The sequence below is a fragment of the Pseudomonas fluorescens genome (assembly GCF_000730425.1).
In the GTDB taxonomy this organism is placed as follows: domain Bacteria; phylum Pseudomonadota; class Gammaproteobacteria; order Pseudomonadales; family Pseudomonadaceae; genus Aquipseudomonas; species Aquipseudomonas fluorescens_X.
Genome location: NZ_CP008896.1, coordinates 211,520 through 228,041 on the forward strand (window position 1 = coordinate 211,520; position 16,522 = coordinate 228,041).

A 16,522-nucleotide genomic window follows, 5' to 3' on the forward strand; every position below is an offset into this window, starting at 1 on the left:
TTCAGATATTTGATAAAAACAGAATAAATAACTAGTGTTCCGCGCTCTGGCTTTTCAGTCGGTGCGCCCTGGCACCGACGTTTTTGTGTAGGGAGTCGATGGTTCTCATGGATGCGTTTATCCAGCAACTGCTCAATGGCTTGCTGTCGGGCAGTCTCTACGCGCTCGTGGCCTTGGGTTACACCATGGTCTACGGCATTTTGCGGATCATCAACTTTGCCCACGGCGATGTATTGATGATTGGCGCGCTGGTGGGCCTGTCGGTGATCCGTGTGCTCCAGGCTGCCTTCCCGCAGATGCCGCCGGTGCTGTTGCTGTTGGCAGCGGCGATGATTGCCATGGCCTTTTGTGCGGTGCTGGCGGTGGTGATCGAGCGTGTCGCTTATCGGCGTTTGCGTAACGCCCCGCGCCTGGCGCCGTTGATCAGTGGTATCGGCGTGTCGCTGTTGTTGCAGACCGTCGCCATGCTGGTCTGGACCCGCAACCCGCAGATGTTCCCGCAATTGCTGCCCCTGGAACCCATCGAAGTGCTGGCCGGCGACGCCACCCACGCCGCCGTGACCAATGCCACCGCGCTGACCACCATTGGCGTGGCGTTGAGCCTGATGGTCGGGCTGTTGCTGCTGGTGGAGCGCACGCGCTTTGGCCGGGCCATGCGCGCCGTGGCCGAGAACCCGCAAGTGGCAAGCCTGATGGGCATCAACCCCAACCGCATTATCGTCATGACCTTCGCCATCGGCGGCGCCCTGGCTGCACTGGCGGGCATCATGATGGCCAGCAACTATGGCAGCGCGCATTTCTATATGGGCTTTTTGCCCGGCATCAAGGCGTTTACCGCCGCCGTGCTGGGCGGCATCGGCAACCTCAAGGGCGCCATGCTCGGCGGCTTGCTGCTGGGGCTGATCGAAGCCCTGGGCACCGGCTACCTGGGGGCTGCCACCAACGGTGTGTTCGGTAGCAACTATCAGGATGTGTTCGCCTTTATCGTGTTGATCGCGGTCCTGGTGTTCCGGCCCCAAGGGTTGCTGGGCGAACGACTGGCGACCCGCGCATGAGCCTGGCATCCGTTGTGAGCCCTTCGAGCAAGCGTGCCAGCCTGGGCCTGCTGCTGTTCGCCCTGGCCCTGGTGTTGGCCCCGTGGATTGTCGGGCATGCCGGCGGCAACACCTGGGTGCGCACCCTGGATTTTGCCCTGCTGTACATCATGTTGGCCCTGGGCCTGAACATTGTGGTGGGGTATGCCGGCCTGCTGGACATGGGCTTTATCGCCTTCTACGCGGTGGGCGCCTACCTGGCGGCATTGCTTTCCTCGCCCCACCTGTTGCAACAGTTCCCGGCCTTGCTGGCGCTGATGCCGGAGGGCATGCACACCTCGATCTGGCTGATCCTGCCGCTGGCCGCGTTGCTGGCGGCCGGATTCGGGGTGATTCTCGGGGCCCCGACCCTGCGCCTGCGCGGCGACTACCTGGCCATCGTCACCCTGGGCTTTGGCGAGATCATCCGCATCCTGCTGCGTAACCTCGATCGCCCGGTGAACCTCACCAACGGTCCCAAAGGTATCGCCCAGGTCGATCCGGTGACGTTGCTGGGGGTCAACCTGGGCCGCACTCAGGAACTGTTCGGCCTGCGCTTGCCTTCGGTCTACCTCTATTACTACCTGTTCGCCGCGCTGGTGGTGCTGATCCTGTTTGCCTGCATCCGCCTTGAGCGTTCGCGCATCGGCCGCGCATGGATGGCGATCCGCGAGGATGAAGAGGCGGCCCAGGCCATGGGCCTCAATACCCTGCGCCTGAAGCTGCTGGCATTTGCCATCGGCGCGGCGTTCGGCGGTATCAGCGGGGCGTTGTTTGCCTCGTTCCAGGGCTTTGTTTCACCGGAATCCTTCACCCTCAATGAGTCCATCGCCGTGCTGGCCATGGTGGTGCTCGGCGGCATGGGGCATATCCCCGGGGTGATTCTGGGCTGCGTGTTGCTCGCGGCCCTGCCCGAAGCGTTGCGCGCCAGCATGGGCCCCTTGCAGCAGGCGTTGTTTGGCCAGGTGCTGGTGGACCCGGAGATTATCCGCCAGCTGTTCTACGGCCTGGCGCTGATTCTGGCGATGTTGTATCGACCCGCCGGCCTCTGGCCGAGCCGCACAGGAGGTGCACCTTGAACCATCCGTTATTGCAGATCGAGAAGGTCAATAAACAGTTTGGCGGCGTGGCCGCGCTCGATGACGTGAGCTTGAGTATCGAGGCCGGGGAAATCTACGGCCTGATCGGGCCCAATGGCGCCGGCAAGACCACCTTCTTTAATGTGATGACGGGCCTGTACACCCCGGACTCCGGGCGCTTTCAACTCGACGGCCAGGAATACCAGCCCACGGCGGTGCACCAGGTGGCCCGCGCCGGCATCGCGCGCACGTTCCAGAATATCCGCCTGTTCAATGCCATGAGCGCCCTGGAAAACGTCATGGTCGGGCGCCATGTGCGCACCCATAACGGCGTGTGGGCGGCCTTGAGCGGGCATTCGCGCGGGCGCGAGGAAGAAGCGCAGACCCGCGCCCACGCCCATCGCCTGCTGGCCTATGTCGGCCTGGCCGGGTTTGCCCACTACCGCGCCGACAGCCTGTCCTACGGCCACCAGCGGCGCCTGGAAATCGCCCGTGCCCTGGCCACCGAACCGCGCCTGCTGGCCCTCGACGAGCCGGCAGCGGGAATGAATGCCAGTGAAAAAGTGCAACTGCGCAGCCTGCTGGAAAAAATCCGCGACGACGGCCACACCCTGCTGCTGATCGAACACGACGTGAAGCTGGTGATGGGCGTGTGTGACCGCATCAGCGTGTTGGACTACGGTCGCGTGATCGCCGTGGGGGCGCCTGCCGAAGTGCGCCGTCACCCGCAAGTGATCCAGGCCTACCTGGGAGCCGGCGCCCATGTCTGAAGCGTTGCTGCAGATTGACGGCCTGAAGGTGCGCTACGGCGCCATCGAGGCGGTCAAGTCCCTGGATCTGCATATTGATGAAGGCGAACGGGTGACGCTGATCGGCGCCAATGGCGCCGGCAAAAGCTCCAGCCTCAAGGCCCTGACTGGGCTGCTGCCGGCCGCTGCGGGGCAGATCCGCTTTGCCGGGCGCTCGATCCTGAACCTGGCGCCCCATGAACGCCTGACCCTGGGCATTGCCATGGTGCCGGAAGGGCGCGGCATTTTTGCGCGCATGAGCGTGCTGGAAAACCTCCAGGCCGGGGCGTTCCTGCGCCGCGACCCACAGCAGGTGAACCAGGAAATCCGCCAGTTGTTCGAGCACTTCCCGCGCCTGGAAGAGCGCTTGCACCAGTCGGCTGGCCTGCTCTCCGGTGGCGAGCAGCAGATGCTTGCCCTGGCCCGCGCGTTGCTGTCCAAACCACGCCTGCTGGTACTCGATGAGCCGTCCATGGGCCTGGCGCCGATCATGGTCGAGAAGCTGTTCCAAGTGATCGACGATGTGTGCCGCCAGGGCATGACATTGCTGCTGGTCGAACAGAATGCCAGGCTGGCCCTGCAAGTGACTGACCGCGCCTATGTGATGGACACCGGGCGCATCAGCCTCAGCGGTGCCAGTGACTCATTGCTCGACCACCCCGAGGTGCGCAGTGCCTACCTCGGTGAATAATCCCCTAACAAACGCCACCGGACGCCCGGCGTGTTTCGCCAACCCCACAGGCCATGAGGGCCTGATGAGAAACAGGAAAAAACCATGAACAAGACTGCCCCCTTCAAACGCGTACTGTTGTTGAGCCTGGCCTTGAGCGGTGTGGCCCAGGCCGACCAGACGGTACTGATCGGCCTGGCCGGGCCCTTGACCGGCCCGTCGGCGCGGATCGGCAAAGACCTGGAAAACGGCGCGCAACTGGCCATTGACCAGGCCAACGCCAGGCACCCGAAAATCAATGGCGAGGCGGTGACGTTCAAGCTGGTGTCCGAAGATGACCAGTCCGACCCACGCACCGCCGTCACCGTGGCCCAGCGCCTGGTGGACGAAGGCGTGGTGGGAGTGGTTGGCCACTGGAACACCGGCACCAGCATCCCGGCGGCGCGGGTCTACCACGACGCCGGGATTGCCCAGGTCGCGCCGGTGGCCACCGGTCATGCCTATACCCAGCAAGGTTTCGACACCAGCTTTCGGATCATGGGCCATGACGATGATGGCGGCCAGGTAGCCGGCGACTATGCACTCAAGACCCTCAAGGCGCAGCGCATCGCCGTGATCGACGACCGTACCGCGTTCGGCCAGGGCCTGGCGGACCAGTTCGTCAAATCCATCGAGGCCGGTGGTGCCAAGGTGGTTGCGCGCGAGTATGTGGATGACAAGACCATCGACTTCAGTGCGGTGCTGACCAATATCCGTGGGCAAAACCCGGACCTGATCTTTTTTGGCGGTGTCGACTCCCAGGCTGCACCGCTGGCCCGGCGCATCAAGCAATTGGGGATCAAGGCGCCGTTGATGGGCGCTGGCGGCTTTGTCAGCCAGACCTTCCTGCAACTGGCACAGAACGAAGGCGAGGGCGTGATCGCCCTGGAGCCGGGCCTGGCCGTGGCGCAGATGCCGGGTGGCAAGGCCTTTGAAGAGGCCTATAAGGCACGCTTCAAGAGCAACATCGAGCTGCACGCACCCTTTGCCTATGACGGTGTGGGCGTGCTGATCGCCGCTATCGAACAGGCCAATTCCACCGACCCGCAGAAGTACCTGCCGGTACTGCGCGCCATCAGCTATCCAGGCGTGACCGGGACCATCGCGTTCGATGTCCAGGGCAACCTACAGACCCCGTCGTTCACCGTTTACCAGGTCAAGGCCAATCAATGGCAGCCGGTGAGCGTGGCTGGCGGCAACAAGTAACGCGCTGGATTTAAGTGTAGGCGCTGCTCATGTAGGAGCTGTCTCGCCCGGCGAGGCTGCGATGGGATCACCGCGGTGTATCTGCGACACCGTGGTGTCTGCATCGCAGCCTCGCCGGGCGAGACAGCTCCCACATTTGGCAGCACCCACATTGGATCTTCGCAAGCATTTAGATGAGGCACACCATGAGCAAACTCGAAGGTGAACTGGGCATCCTGGCCCGCCGGCGCATCGAAGCCGAGATCATCAAGCCGATCTACGAAATCCTCGTGCGCGAGCAGGGCAAGGCCTTTGCCGCAGCGGTGATTGGCGAAGCGGTAGGCAATGCCGCGATCCAGGCAGGCAAGCACTTTGCCGCCCAGGAAGAGCAGGGCGCCGACCTCAAGAGCTTCGTTGAACTGCAAGTGCTGTGGGAAAAGGACGACGCGCTGAAAGTCGAGATCATCGCCAGCGACGCCGAGCACTACGACTATGACGTCAAGCGCTGCCGCTATGCCGAGATGTACCACGAAATGGGCCTGGGCGAGATCGGCCACCTGTTGTCGTGCAATCGCGACGAGCTGTTTATCGTCGGCTACAACCCGAATATTCAATTGACGCGCACCCAGACCATTATGGGTGGCGCGCCAAGCTGTGACTTCCGCTACCACGCCAAGCCCCGGGAGCCACGCTCATGAGCGCTCTGGCCCGGGTCAACGGCGAGCGCCTGTGGGACTCGTTGATGGAAATGGCGCAGATCGGCGGCACCGCCAAGGGCGGCGTTTCGCGCCTGGCCCTGACCGACGAAGACCGACGTGGGCGTGACCTGTTCGTGGCCTGGTGCACCGCGGCCGGGTGCAGCATTCGTGTGGACGCCATGGGCAATATCTTTGCCCGCCGCGCCGGTCGCCATGAGCACTTGGCTGCGGTGTTGACCGGCTCCCACGGTGACTCGCAGCCAGCGGGTGGCAAGTTCGATGGCATCTACGGCGTGCTGGCCGGCCTTGAAGTGCTGCGCACCTTGAACGACCTGGGCATCGAGACCGACCGGCCGATCGAGGTGGTCAACTGGACCAACGAAGAAGGCTCGCGCTTTGCCCCGGCGATGATTTCCTCGGGGGTATATGCCGGGGTGTTCGATCTGGAATACGGTTTGTCCCGCGAAGACAAGGCCGGCGTGACCATCGGCCAGGCGCTGCAACAGATCGGCTACGCCGGCCCGCACCCGGTGGGTGGGCAGGCGGTGCATGCGGCGTATGAGCTGCATATCGAGCAGGGCCCGATCCTTGAGGCCCAGGACCTGACCATCGGCGTCGTCACCGGGGCCCAGGGCCAGCGTTGGTATGAGGTCGAGCTGAGTGGGCGCAGCGCCCATGCCGGCACCACACCCATGGATCATCGCCTGGATGCGCTGCTGGGCTTTGCCCGGGTGGTGGAGGCGGTCAACCAGATCGGCCTGGCTCAAGGCGCCGAAGGGCGGGCGACGGTAGGCATGGCCAATATCTTCCCCAACTCGCGCAATGTGGTGCCGGGGCGGGTGTTTTTCAGCGTCGAGTTCCGCCATCCCGATGAGGTGGTGCTGGCCGTGCAGGATCAGCAATTGCACGAGGCGGTGGCGCGGATCGCCGAGGGCATTGGCCTGCAGGCCAGTGTCAGGCAAATCTTCCAGTACGCGCCGATTGCCTTCGACAAGGGGTGCGTGGACGTGGTGCAGGCCGCAGCCGAGGCGCTGGGCTACAGCCATCGGCGGATGATCTCCGGGGCAGGGCATGATGCCTGCTACCTGAACCAGGTCGCGCCGACGGCGATGATCTTCGTGCCGTGCGTGGATGGCTTGAGCCATAACGAGGCGGAAGAGATCCACCCGCATTGGTCGACGGCCGGGGCGGATGTGCTGTTGCAGGCGATTCTGGCTTCGTCGCGTGAGTGATGGATATACCCGATTCAAAATGTGGGAGCGGGCTTGCCCACGAAAGCGGTGGTTCAGCCACCCCCTGTAATCCGCACAAACAGCCGGCTCATCACTTGCAACAACCGATCGTCCGTGCCAGCCGCGCCTATCACCTGTAACCCCACCGGCATACCCCTCACGTGCCCTACCGGCAGGCTGATCGAGGGCAGTCCGGTGAGGTTCCAGGCGCTGGTATGGCTGAGTACGGCGGCGCGTACATCAATGTCCTGTTCGCCCACGCGCACTTGGCGCGCGTTCACCTGTGTGGCGGTAATCGGCACAGTGGGTGAAACCAGCCAGTCATAGTCTTCGAACAACCGGGCCATGGCCGCTTTGTACTGTGCCTGGGTGGCCTGTGCGCGAATGTACTGCCAGCCTCTGACCTCGCTCGACACCTCAAGGCGCTCGCGCACCTCAGGGTCAAATTTGTGCGGCGCATCGCGCATGCGTTCGGCATGTACCGCAAAGGCTTCGGCACGTTGCAATGTCTGCAAGGTGTCCTTCATGCCCGCCGCCATTTTTTGCAGTTCGTCGGTCTCCTGCAACGCGTCGCCAAACAACTGCCGCGCTGCCTGGTAGACCTGTTGATCCACCTCGGCGTCGACCGGGCCGAGGCTGCCACGGGTGATCCAGCCAACCCGCAGCGGCTGCGGGTTGGCAGCAGGGGCACAGGTGCGTGCGGCCAGCACTTCAAACAACAGGCGCGCATCTTCAACGTGGTTGGCGATAGGGCCGACGTGGTCGAGGCTCGATGACAGCGGGAATACGCCCGTCACCGGCACGCTGGCGAACGAGGGCTTGAAGCCGACCGCACCGCACAAGGCCGCCGGAATGCGGATCGAGCCGCCGGTGTCAGTACCCAGCGCCAGCGGCACCATACCGCTGGCCACCGCCGCGGCACTGCCTGCGCTGGAGCCGCCGGTGATGCAACGGGCATCCCACGGGTTGCGCGCCGCACCCTGCAGTGAACGGTCGCCGGTCGGGCCGTAGGCGAATTCGTGGGTCAAGGTCTTGCCGATAATCACCGCCCCGGCCTCGCGCACCCGTTGTACGCACAGTGCATCGTGGTCCGGCTGGAAACCGTCGAAATGCGCCGAGCCGTAGGTGGTGACGTAGTCAAACGTGTCGATGTTGTCTTTGACCGCCACCGGTATGCCGTGCAGCGGGCCCAGGTCCAGGCCCTGGGCCAACAGCGCGTCGGCCTTGCGGGCCTGGGCCAGTGCCACGGATGCATCGACTTGGACGAATGCATTCAATAGCGGGTTCAAGCGTTCGATACTGTCCAGCGCCGCTTGCGTCAGCTCGACACTGCTCAGGCTGCCGGCACGCAGGCGCTCGGCCAGCGTGATGATCGATTGACCAAAAAAGTATCCAGCGTGGGTAGGCTTCACCAGGCTCATAAATGTAACTCCATCAAACAACAGCGGGTTGAGAGGACGGGGCAACCTGACGCCCGCCCGGGCGCACCATCAGCATGGCGCTCATGCCCAGCGCCGTGGCCACGGCGGCGGCCACGAACATCGATGAATAGCCGTAACGCACGGTCAGGTAGCCGGTCAGCATGGGGGCGATAAACGACGCGGTGTTGGCGATAAAGTGCGTCATGCCGCTGTAGGCACCCACCCGATTGGACGGCGCAGTGTCGATGACCACGGCCCAGTAGACGGAGTTGGGCAGGGCATTGAGCGCGTTGGCCAACGTCATCAGGGCAATCACACCCCATACGGTCTGGGCTTGGGAAACCATGATGAAACACAAGGTTGTCAGCAGCAGGCAGGTCGCGGCCAGCCAGCTGCGGGCGACTTTCAGGTTGCCGGTGTGGCGCAGCAGCAAGTCCGAAATCTTGCCGCCCAGCAGCACAGTGAAGCAGGCGCCGGTCCACGGGATCATGCCCATGTACCACAGCGACGACAGGTTGTAGTGGAACTCGTCCTGTAGGTATTTGGGGGTCCAGGTCAGCAGCAGGAATGTCACGTACACAAACGAGAAGTACCCGACGGCGTTGAACAGCAGGTCCTTGTTCTTGAAGAAGTGCCAGATCGGCGCAACGCTGGTAGTGGGCGTCGACGCATTGGCGGCCTCGGCGCGCTCTTTGCGCAGGAAGTCGAGTTCGGCCTTGGACACGCGCGGGTTTTCATCCGGGGTGTTGGTGAAGCGCGTCATGAAAAACACCAGCAGCGCCAGGCTGACCACGCCCAACACCACGAACATGCTGCGCCAACTGCCGGTCAGGGTTTGCAGGCCCACAGCCACTGGCGCGGTGAGCAATGCACCCAATGGGGTACTCAAGAGGCCGACTGCGACCACAAAACCGCGCTCCTTGGGCGTGGCCCAGTTGGCCACGCTCTTGTTGATCACCGAGTAGGCCGGACCTTCGGCAAAGCCGAACAGCACGCGGATTGTGGCGAAACCGGCCATGGCCGAGCCGCCGAGAAACGCCAGCCCGAAGTCGCCGGCAAATGCCGTGGCGATTTCGAAGATCGACCAAGTGCCACCGGCGATCAGCCAGATGCGCTTGGCACCAAAGCGGTCGGCCAGAATGCCGCCGACCAATGCCCCAAGGATGTAGCCGTAACCGAAGTAGCCCAGGACATTGCCCCAGTCGGCTTTGTCGAAACCATACTCGGGAAGAATGCTCGCCGACGCGTAGGCAATCGCGCCACGGTCGATGTAGTTGAGCAAGGCCATGAGCATGATCAGGAAGAAAATCTGGTAGCGGAAAGACGGGATAGGGGGGCTGTTCATAGGGATCTGACTCTTCAAAATGATGGCAGAAGTCAAAAAGTCGGCCGCGTCCGGCGTATTTTTATTGGTTGCCCAAACGTTTGGGTTGGCGAAATGTAAGGTGGGAAAAAAATTTAGTCAAACGTTTGGGTAAAGATTTATCTGCGGCTGCGGCACGCCTGTTCGGGTAGAATCTGCGCGCTAAATATCAGACAGTTGGAAGCCCCCAAGACATGCCGAGCCAATCTCGCCCAGCCACCTTGAAGTCCATGGCGACCGCACTTGGCGTGCATGTCTCCACGGTGTCCCGGGTACTCAACGGCGACCCGGCCGGGGTCGAGCGCGCGGCGTCTGCCGAAGTGGTGGCGCGTATCCGGGAGTTGGCAAAAGAGCTGGATTATCGGCCGAACACGCAGGCATCTAGCCTGAAACTGCGCAAAAGCCAGGAGATCTGTGTGCTGATGCCGCGCCTCACCGACCTGGTGATGGCGACTATTTACGACAGCATTGACAGTGCGGCCGAACAGGCCGGCTACCTGACCTTCGTTTCCAATACCGACGACCAGCAGCCACGGCAGATGGCGCGTGCCGAACACGCCTTGCGCCGCTCGGTGGCAGGGCTGATCGTCGGTGACTCCCATGTGGGCGAAAGCCAGCCGCTGCTGGAGCTTTTGACGCGCAAGCATATTCCCTATGTGCTGGTCAGCCGGCAGATTGCCGGGCATCTGGCGGCGTGCAGTGACGATGAACGGGGTGGCTGGCTGGCGGCCGAGCACTTGTACCAGTTGGGCTGTCGCGATGTGGCCATCCTGGCGGGGGAGCGGCATGCCTCGACCGGAGCTGATCGCACCCGCGGTTTTACCCGCTTTTACCGTGAGCAAGGCATCACGCTACGCCCGGAGTGGACGCTCAATGGCCCTTTTGACAGCCTGACCGGGCACCGCCAGGGCGAGTATCTGCTGGGCCTTGACCCTCGGCCCCAGGCGTTTTTCGCGGTCAATGACTTCCTGGCCATTGGCCTGATGGGCGCCGCCCGTGACAGGGGCTTGATGCCGGGCAAGGACATTGCCGTGGTGGGCTTCAACGACATACCGCTGGCCAACGAATTGATGGTTGCGCTGACCAGCGTGCGCCTGCCGCTGGCTGACATGGGCCGGCATGCGGTTGAGCTGTTGCTCAAGCGAATCGAGGGTGAAGCTGCCGAGTCGATTATCGTGGCACCGCAGTTGCAGGTGCGGGCGAGTTCGTCCCTGTTGCGCTGAAGGGGTGGCTGTACCCGGTCAAAGCCGGCGCCTACAGGGATTGGGTGGGGCATTCAATCAGCGGAAAAACTCCCCCGGCGTGGTAGCGAACTGCTGGCGAAATGCGGCGATAAACGCCGAAACCGACTCATACCCACAGCCCAGCGCCACGTCCGTTACCCGTTCGCCGCGTTCCAGGTCGGGCAGGGCGCCGAGCAGTCGCAGGCGCTGGCGCCAGGCGCGAAATGTCAGGCCGGTATCGCTCACAAACAACCGGCTCAGGGTTTTTTCGCTGACCCCCAACCGCTGGCTCCACTGCCCCAGCGTGGTCGCCTGTTCCGGGTGCAGGTTCAAGCTGCGATAGATCTGGCGCAATCGGCTGTCCAGCGGCAGCGGCAGCATCAGGTCTACCTGCGGTGCGGCGGCCAACTGGTCGAGCAACACCTGGGCCAGGCGCCCATCCGGGCCCTCTTCGGCATATTCCACCGGCAGTTCGCTGAAACGGCGGATCAACTCGCGCAGCAGGTCGCTCACCGCCAGCACCTGGCAATGTTCCGCCGCCCAGGCCGTGACGCTGCAATCGAGATACAGGCTGCGCATTTCAGTGTGCGGCGAACTGAACACCCGATGGGGCATGCCCGCCGGAATCCATACCGCCCGTTGCGGCGGCGCCATGAAGCGTCCGGCGCTGGTCTGGATTTCCAGTACGCCGGATATGGCATACGACAACTGCACCCACGGGTGACTATGGCGGCGGGTCAGCGCGCGATTGGGCAGGGATTCGGTGCGGCCATACACCGGGCGCGGCAGGCTGGAGAGCCCGGGGATGCTGCGGCGAACGGCCTTTTCATGTCCTTTGGGCGGCATTTACTGGCTCATTGGCGTTAGTCGGTAACAAGCCGTTACGTTAGAGTCGCCATGACGCCCTGGCAACCCCTGGAAGAACAGCCCATGACCCGCCCCCGGTTTTTACCCGATAACTTCACCCTGACCCTGATTGCCACGGTGCTCCTTGCCTCTTTGCTGCCCGCCAGTGGCCAGACCGCCGTGGCCTTCGGCTGGGTGACCAACCTGGCCATCGCGCTGCTGTTTTTCCTGCATGGCGCCAAGCTGTCACGCCAGGCCATCATCGCCGGTGCCGGGCACTGGCGTTTGCACCTGCTGGTGTTCAGCCTGACCTTCATCCTGTTTCCACTGTTGGGCCTGGCGCTCAAGCCGCTGTTGTCACCGATGATCGGCAACGATCTGTACATGGGCATGCTCTATCTGTGCGCGCTGCCGGCCACGGTGCAGTCAGCCATTGCCTTTACTTCGCTGGCGCGGGGCAATATCCCGGCGGCGATTTGCAGCGCGGCGGCGTCCAGCCTGTTCGGGATTTTCCTCACGCCCTTGCTGGTGACCCTGCTGCTCAACGTCCATGGGGATGGCGGCTCCACCGTGGATGCGATCCTCAAGATCAGCGTGCAACTGCTGCTGCCGTTTATCGCCGGGCAGATTGCCCGGCGCTGGATCGGCGAGTGGGTTGGGCGCAACAAGCACTGGCTGAAGTTCGTCGACCAGGGCTCGATCCTGCTGGTGGTCTATGGCGCGTTCAGCGAAGCGGTCAACGAAGGCATCTGGCATCAGATTCCGCTGTGGGAACTGGGCGGCCTGGTGGTGGCCTGCTGCATCCTGCTGGCACTGGTGCTGGTGGCGTCTGCGCTGTTGGGCAAGGTTTTGGGTTTCAACCAGGAAGATCGCATCACCATCCTGTTCTGCGGTTCGAAGAAAAGTCTGGCGACCGGCGTGCCCATGGCCCAGGTGCTGTTCGCCGGCAGCACCATGGGCGTGTTGATCCTGCCGTTGATGCTGTTCCACCAGATCCAGTTGATGGTCTGTGCAGTGCTGGCCCAGCGCTATGCCAACCGCCCGGAATCCATTCCCGAGATCATGGCGCAGGTCGATCCCTGAACCATCGTGTTACTATTTTTCCGCGCCGCTCAAGGGCAGGCATCGGGCCGTCAGGATCGGCGCGCAACCGAGTAAAACGACCTGTCGATGAGCACTTGCACCGCGACACCTCAAGCCAACTGGCAGCCCGTCATCGCCCTGGCGCTGGCTGCCTTTGTGTTCAATACCACCGAATTTGTCCCGGTCGGCCTGCTCAGCGCCATCGGCGCCAGTTTCGACATGCCGGTCGCCAGGGTCGGCCTGATGCTCACCATCTATGCCTGGGTAGTGTCGTTGACGTCGCTGCCGGTGATGTTGCTGACCCGTAACGTGGAACGGCGCAAGTTGCTGATTGTGTTGTTCGGTATGTTTATCGCCAGTCATGTCCTTTCCAGCGTGGCCAACAGCTTTGGCCTGTTGATGGTCAGCCGCATCGGCATTGCCTTGTCCCATGCACTGTTCTGGTCGATCACGGCCTCCCTGGCGGTGCGCCTGGCGCCGCCGGGCAAGCAGGTGCAGGCGTTGGGCCTGTTGGCGACAGGCACCTCGCTGGCGATGGTTTTGGGCATTCCCCTCGGGCGCCTGTTGGGTGAAGCCATGGGCTGGCGCACCACGTTTATCGTGATCGCCGGGTTTGCGGGGGCGTTGGTGTTCTGGCTGGCGCGCACCTTGCCGTTGTTGCCAAGCCAGAACTCCGGTTCCCTGCGTAGCCTGCCGATGCTGTTCAAGCGCCCGGCGCTGGTGGCGCTGTATGTGTTGACGGCCATGGTGGTCACTGCCCAGTTCACTGCCTACAGCTATATCGAGCCCTTTGTGGAACGCGTCGCGGGGCTGGGCGGCAATGCGGTGACCTTGGTGTTGCTGGTGTTTGGCGGGGCGGGGATTTTTGGCTCGCTGTTGTTCAGCCTGCTGCACCGTTTCAACCCCTATCGTTTTTTGCTGGTGGCCGTGTCGGTGTTGGCACTGTGCCTTGGGTTGCTGCTGCCCTTGAGTGGTGATGTCTCGTACCTGGTGGCGTTGAGCGTGTTCTGGGGCATGGCGATCATGGCCTTTGGCTTGGCGTTGCAGTCCAAGGTGCTGGTGCTGGCGCCGGATGCCACCGATGTGGCAATGGCGATGTTCTCCGGCATTTACAACATCGGCATTGGTGGCGGTGCGCTGCTGGGCAGTTGGGTCGGCGGGCACTTTGGCTTTGCCTGGATCGGCGCGGCGGGGGGCTTGTTGGCGGTGGCGGCGCTGGGTTTGTACTGCCTGTCGATCTATCGGTTCGGGCAGGGCGGTTAAGGCACCGTAGGAGCCGGCTTGCCGGCGATGGCGCCCGTAAGAACGCCATCGCCGGTCAGCCCATCAGAACTGCGGTGTGTACTTCACACTGAACATCACATTGCGCGGGTCGCCGTAGAAGTTGTTGCCATTCAACTGGCTGTACCCGGAGGTGTAGTAGGTCTTGTCGAACAGGTTGTTGGCGTTGATGGCCAACCCCACCTCTGGCGTCAGTTGGTAAGCCAGCCGCGCATTCCAGACGGTGTAGCCCGCCACGTCATAGGTGTACTCGTACCCCAGGGTATGGCTCTGGGTAGTAAAGCCCAGACCGGCACTGACCTTGTCCCAGTCGCCGGCGAATTGGTAGTCGCCCCACACCCGCAGCATATGCTTGGGCGTCCACTGGCTGAAGACCCGGCCCTTGTTATCCGGGTCCTCAAGGTACTTGGTGGTGTTGTAGGTGTAGCCGGCAAACAGTTGCAGGCCGCTCAGCACTTCACCGCTGATCTCTGCTTCAAGGCCCTGGCTGCGGACCTTGCCCGATCCGGTTGCGCAGTAGGTGCCGCCGCAGATTTCGCCCAGGGAGTAGTCGGTGATCGCACGGTTTTCCTGGTCGTAGCGAAACAGCGCCAGGGAGGTATTGACCCGCCCGTCCAGCAATTCGCCCTTGAGGCCGACTTCGTAGTTGCTGCCAATCACCGGCTTGACCACCGCACCGCTGAGGTCACGCTGGGTCTGTGGCTCGAACACGTCGGTGTAACTGGCATACACCGCCCACTCGCGGCTCAGGTCGTAGACGATCCCGGCGTAGGGCGTGACTTCGCCGGTTTCGTTGGTGGTGCTGGGCTTGTTGACGCTGGTGGCGTGAGTCACCGCCACGATGCTTGCCGACGTGTAGCTGTAGTCATACCAACTGGCCCGGGCGCCGAGCACCAGAGTCAGCGGGTCGATCGGCTTGAGGCGCCAACTGCCATACAGGCCTTTTTGGCGGATGTCGTACTTGCTCGGGGTAGCGCGGCCGCCCGGGGTGTTCATCAGGCCTTCGTAGCTGGTCTGCGGGCGATGGTTATTGATAGCGAAGATGTTGTCGGTGCTGTCGTTGAACGTGCGGGCAATGACGTCGTTGGTGGTGTACTTGGAATAGTTGCCGCCCAGGGTGATTTCCTGGGCCATGGACAGCGCCTCGAAACGCCCGGTGAGGTGGGTGTCCAGGCCGATCTTGGTGCCGTCGAAATCGGTGTACCAGTCGGCATATGACACGCCGCTGCCGTCGGCTTCGATGCCTTCGTTGTTGGTCTGCACGCGCTGGTGGGTCGACGTGTTTTCTTCTTTCATCCGCACGGCGCCGACCTTGAGCTTCCAGTCGTCGTTGAAACGGTGCTCAAGGTCGGCATACAGGGTGGTGACGTCGATCTGCGAGTGGTTCCAGGGAGAGCCGGTGAAGGTCGAGCGCGACAGGTCGATGGATTTACCGGTGGCATAGCGCGGCAGGCCGCGCAACATTGGCCGCGACTCGGCGTTGGTGCGGCTGACGGCCAGGCCCAGGGTAGTGTCTTCCTGCAGGTCGAAGTCCAGGGCGCCGTACAGCGAGTGGGTCTTGCTCCATTCGTAGTCGATGAACGAATCACTCTGGTCTTCGTCCGCCACCATCCGTCCACGCAGGGTACCGCTTTGGTTCAGCGGGCCGCCGGCGTCCAGTTGCAGGCCGTAGTGGTCCCAGCTACCTGCCTTGGCGGTGAGGGCGACGGTGGGCGCTGTCTGCCCGCGCTTGCGTACCAGGTTGATCGCGCCACCCGGGCTGCCAGTGCCCTGCAACAGGCCGGAGGCGCCGCGCAGTACTTCCAGGCGGTCGAAGAAGATCAGGTCCTGGGTGGCCCAGTTGCCCAGGGCATAGGTGTTGCGTGGGATGGGCACGCCATCGTACTGCCAGTCGTCGATCTGGAAGCCACGGGAGGTGATGATCATGCCTTTGCCGACGCCTTGCACACCCACCAGGCCGGTGGTCTGGTTGACCGCGTCCTTGAGGTCGACCAGGCCCTGGTCATCCATTTGTTTGCGGGTCATCACCGTGATCGACTGGGGGATTTCCTTGAGGGTGTGGGTGCCCTTGCCGATGGTCACCGCACGGGCGGCGTAGGAACCGGAGCCTTCGGTGGTGGTGGGGTCAATGCTGTGCTCGACGATGGAGGTCACGCCCAATTGCAGTGCGCTGGCGTTGTCGCTGGCAGGCTCGACACTGAAGTTGCCCTGCTCGGTGACCCGCAACTGCAAGCCGCTGCCCGACAGCGCGCGGTCCATGGCCTGTTCGGCCGGCATCTGGCCAATCACTGCCTGGGCCTGTTTACCCTGCACCAACACGGGGTCCAGGGACACAATGCGCCCGCTCTGGCTGGCGATGGCGTTCAGTGTTTGGGCCAGCGGGCCGGCCGGCAGGTTGAAAGACAGGCTTTGGGCCTGCACCAGGGCAGGGCTCGCTAGGGTTGCCAGGGTTGCCAGGGTAACGGCGACAGAAAGGGCGTGGGGCCAAGGGTTGAGCACAGCATTCTCCTGAAGGTGTGGACGTGTCAGGAGATAAGTGGG

14 protein-coding genes are annotated in these 16,522 nt (G+C 63.0%); 10 read left to right on the forward strand and 4 right to left on the reverse strand.

What is annotated here, in order from left to right:
- The first annotated feature begins 107 nt into the window (after positions 1 to 107).
- The 7 genes from HZ99_RS00690 (at position 108) to HZ99_RS00720 (ending at position 6,764) form a co-directional block, all read left to right on the forward strand.
- Positions 108 to 1,055, forward strand: a complete 948-nt coding sequence (locus tag HZ99_RS00690; RefSeq protein WP_029292973.1) for a branched-chain amino acid ABC transporter permease — start codon at positions 108 to 110, stop codon at positions 1,053 to 1,055.
- Positions 1,052 to 2,152, forward strand: coding sequence for an ABC transporter permease subunit (locus HZ99_RS00695; RefSeq protein ID WP_038440544.1), 1,101 nt, complete (start codon positions 1,052 to 1,054; stop codon positions 2,150 to 2,152). The genes HZ99_RS00690 and HZ99_RS00695 overlap by 4 nt, the downstream gene beginning before the upstream one ends.
- Positions 2,149 to 2,922, forward strand: coding sequence for an ABC transporter ATP-binding protein (locus HZ99_RS00700; protein WP_029292970.1), 774 nt, complete (start codon positions 2,149 to 2,151; stop codon positions 2,920 to 2,922). Before HZ99_RS00695 ends, HZ99_RS00700 begins: the two co-directional genes overlap by 4 nt.
- Positions 2,915 to 3,631 carry an ABC transporter ATP-binding protein gene (locus tag HZ99_RS00705; protein WP_038440546.1) on the forward strand — a complete coding sequence of 239 codons (717 nt, stop codon included), beginning with the start codon at positions 2,915 to 2,917 and terminating at the stop codon, positions 3,629 to 3,631. The genes HZ99_RS00700 and HZ99_RS00705 overlap by 8 nt, the downstream gene beginning before the upstream one ends.
- Before the next feature lie 84 nt (positions 3,632 to 3,715).
- Positions 3,716 to 4,855: a branched-chain amino acid ABC transporter substrate-binding protein gene (locus HZ99_RS00710; RefSeq protein WP_038440547.1), complete on the forward strand. Its 1,140-nt coding sequence runs from the start codon at positions 3,716 to 3,718 to the stop codon at positions 4,853 to 4,855.
- A gap of 185 nt (positions 4,856 to 5,040) precedes the next feature.
- On the forward strand, positions 5,041 to 5,532 hold the full coding sequence (locus HZ99_RS00715) for an L-2-amino-thiazoline-4-carboxylic acid hydrolase (protein WP_038440549.1): 492 nt from the start codon (positions 5,041 to 5,043) through the stop codon (positions 5,530 to 5,532).
- On the forward strand, positions 5,529 to 6,764 hold the full coding sequence (locus tag HZ99_RS00720; RefSeq protein WP_038440551.1) for a Zn-dependent hydrolase: 1,236 nt from the start codon (positions 5,529 to 5,531) through the stop codon (positions 6,762 to 6,764). The genes HZ99_RS00715 and HZ99_RS00720 overlap by 4 nt, the downstream gene beginning before the upstream one ends.
- A gap of 53 nt (positions 6,765 to 6,817) precedes the next feature.
- On the opposite strand, the gene HZ99_RS00725 is transcribed toward HZ99_RS00720, so the two are convergent.
- Both HZ99_RS00725 and HZ99_RS00730 read right to left on the reverse strand, forming a co-directional pair.
- Positions 6,818 to 8,185, reverse strand: a complete 1,368-nt coding sequence (locus tag HZ99_RS00725) for an amidase (RefSeq protein WP_038440552.1) — start codon at positions 8,183 to 8,185, stop codon at positions 6,818 to 6,820.
- Between the two features lie 13 nt (positions 8,186 to 8,198).
- On the reverse strand, positions 8,199 to 9,530 hold the full coding sequence (locus HZ99_RS00730) for an MFS transporter (RefSeq protein WP_038440553.1): 1,332 nt from the start codon (positions 9,528 to 9,530) through the stop codon (positions 8,199 to 8,201).
- Between the two features lie 212 nt (positions 9,531 to 9,742).
- Between HZ99_RS00730 and HZ99_RS00735 the strand changes: the two genes are divergently transcribed.
- Positions 9,743 to 10,771 carry a LacI family DNA-binding transcriptional regulator gene (locus tag HZ99_RS00735; RefSeq protein ID WP_038440555.1) on the forward strand — a complete coding sequence of 343 codons (1,029 nt, stop codon included), beginning with the start codon at positions 9,743 to 9,745 and terminating at the stop codon, positions 10,769 to 10,771.
- Between the two features lie 57 nt (positions 10,772 to 10,828).
- Here the strand turns inward: HZ99_RS00735 and HZ99_RS00740 are convergent, their stop codons facing one another.
- Entirely contained in the window at positions 10,829 to 11,617 is a 789-nt protein-coding gene (locus HZ99_RS00740; RefSeq protein WP_038440557.1) for an AraC family transcriptional regulator, read from the reverse strand.
- 84 nt (positions 11,618 to 11,701) lie between these two features.
- On the opposite strand from HZ99_RS00740, the gene HZ99_RS00745 reads away from it, so the two are divergent.
- Positions 11,702 to 12,700 (forward strand): bile acid:sodium symporter family protein, encoded by a 999-nt coding sequence (locus tag HZ99_RS00745; protein WP_038447742.1) that lies wholly within the window; start codon positions 11,702 to 11,704, stop codon positions 12,698 to 12,700.
- A gap of 87 nt (positions 12,701 to 12,787) precedes the next feature.
- A complete protein-coding gene (locus tag HZ99_RS00750; protein WP_038440559.1) occupies positions 12,788 to 13,963 on the forward strand; it encodes a sugar transporter in 1,176 nt (391 codons plus the stop codon).
- Between the two features lie 63 nt (positions 13,964 to 14,026).
- Here the strand turns inward: HZ99_RS00750 and HZ99_RS00755 are convergent, their stop codons facing one another.
- Positions 14,027 to 16,480, reverse strand: coding sequence for a TonB-dependent siderophore receptor (locus tag HZ99_RS00755; RefSeq protein ID WP_038440560.1), 2,454 nt, complete (start codon positions 16,478 to 16,480; stop codon positions 14,027 to 14,029).
- Between the last annotated feature and the right edge of the window lie 42 nt (positions 16,481 to 16,522).

What these genes read in the sequence shown, in the direction of transcription:
- HZ99_RS00690 (WP_029292973.1), top strand. Translation starts at nt 108, where the DNA reads ATGGATGCGTTTATCCAGCAACTGCTCAATGGCTTGCTGTCGGGCAGT.
- HZ99_RS00695 (WP_038440544.1), top strand. Translation starts at nt 1,052, where the DNA reads ATGAGCCTGGCATCCGTTGTGAGCCCTTCGAGCAAGCGTGCCAGCCTG.
- HZ99_RS00705 (WP_038440546.1), top strand. Translation starts at nt 2,915, where the DNA reads ATGTCTGAAGCGTTGCTGCAGATTGACGGCCTGAAGGTGCGCTACGGC.
- HZ99_RS00710 (WP_038440547.1), top strand. Translation starts at nt 3,716, where the DNA reads ATGAACAAGACTGCCCCCTTCAAACGCGTACTGTTGTTGAGCCTGGCC.
- HZ99_RS00715 (WP_038440549.1), top strand. Translation starts at nt 5,041, where the DNA reads ATGAGCAAACTCGAAGGTGAACTGGGCATCCTGGCCCGCCGGCGCATC.
- HZ99_RS00720 (WP_038440551.1), top strand. Translation starts at nt 5,529, where the DNA reads ATGAGCGCTCTGGCCCGGGTCAACGGCGAGCGCCTGTGGGACTCGTTG.
- HZ99_RS00725 (WP_038440552.1), bottom strand. Translation starts at nt 8,185, where the DNA reads ATGAGCCTGGTGAAGCCTACCCACGCTGGATACTTTTTTGGTCAATCG.
- HZ99_RS00730 (WP_038440553.1), bottom strand. Translation starts at nt 9,530, where the DNA reads ATGAACAGCCCCCCTATCCCGTCTTTCCGCTACCAGATTTTCTTCCTG.
- HZ99_RS00735 (WP_038440555.1), top strand. Translation starts at nt 9,743, where the DNA reads ATGCCGAGCCAATCTCGCCCAGCCACCTTGAAGTCCATGGCGACCGCA.
- HZ99_RS00740 (WP_038440557.1), bottom strand. Translation starts at nt 11,617, where the DNA reads ATGCCGCCCAAAGGACATGAAAAGGCCGTTCGCCGCAGCATCCCCGGG.
- HZ99_RS00745 (WP_038447742.1), top strand. Translation starts at nt 11,702, where the DNA reads ATGACCCGCCCCCGGTTTTTACCCGATAACTTCACCCTGACCCTGATT.
- HZ99_RS00750 (WP_038440559.1), top strand. Translation starts at nt 12,788, where the DNA reads ATGAGCACTTGCACCGCGACACCTCAAGCCAACTGGCAGCCCGTCATC.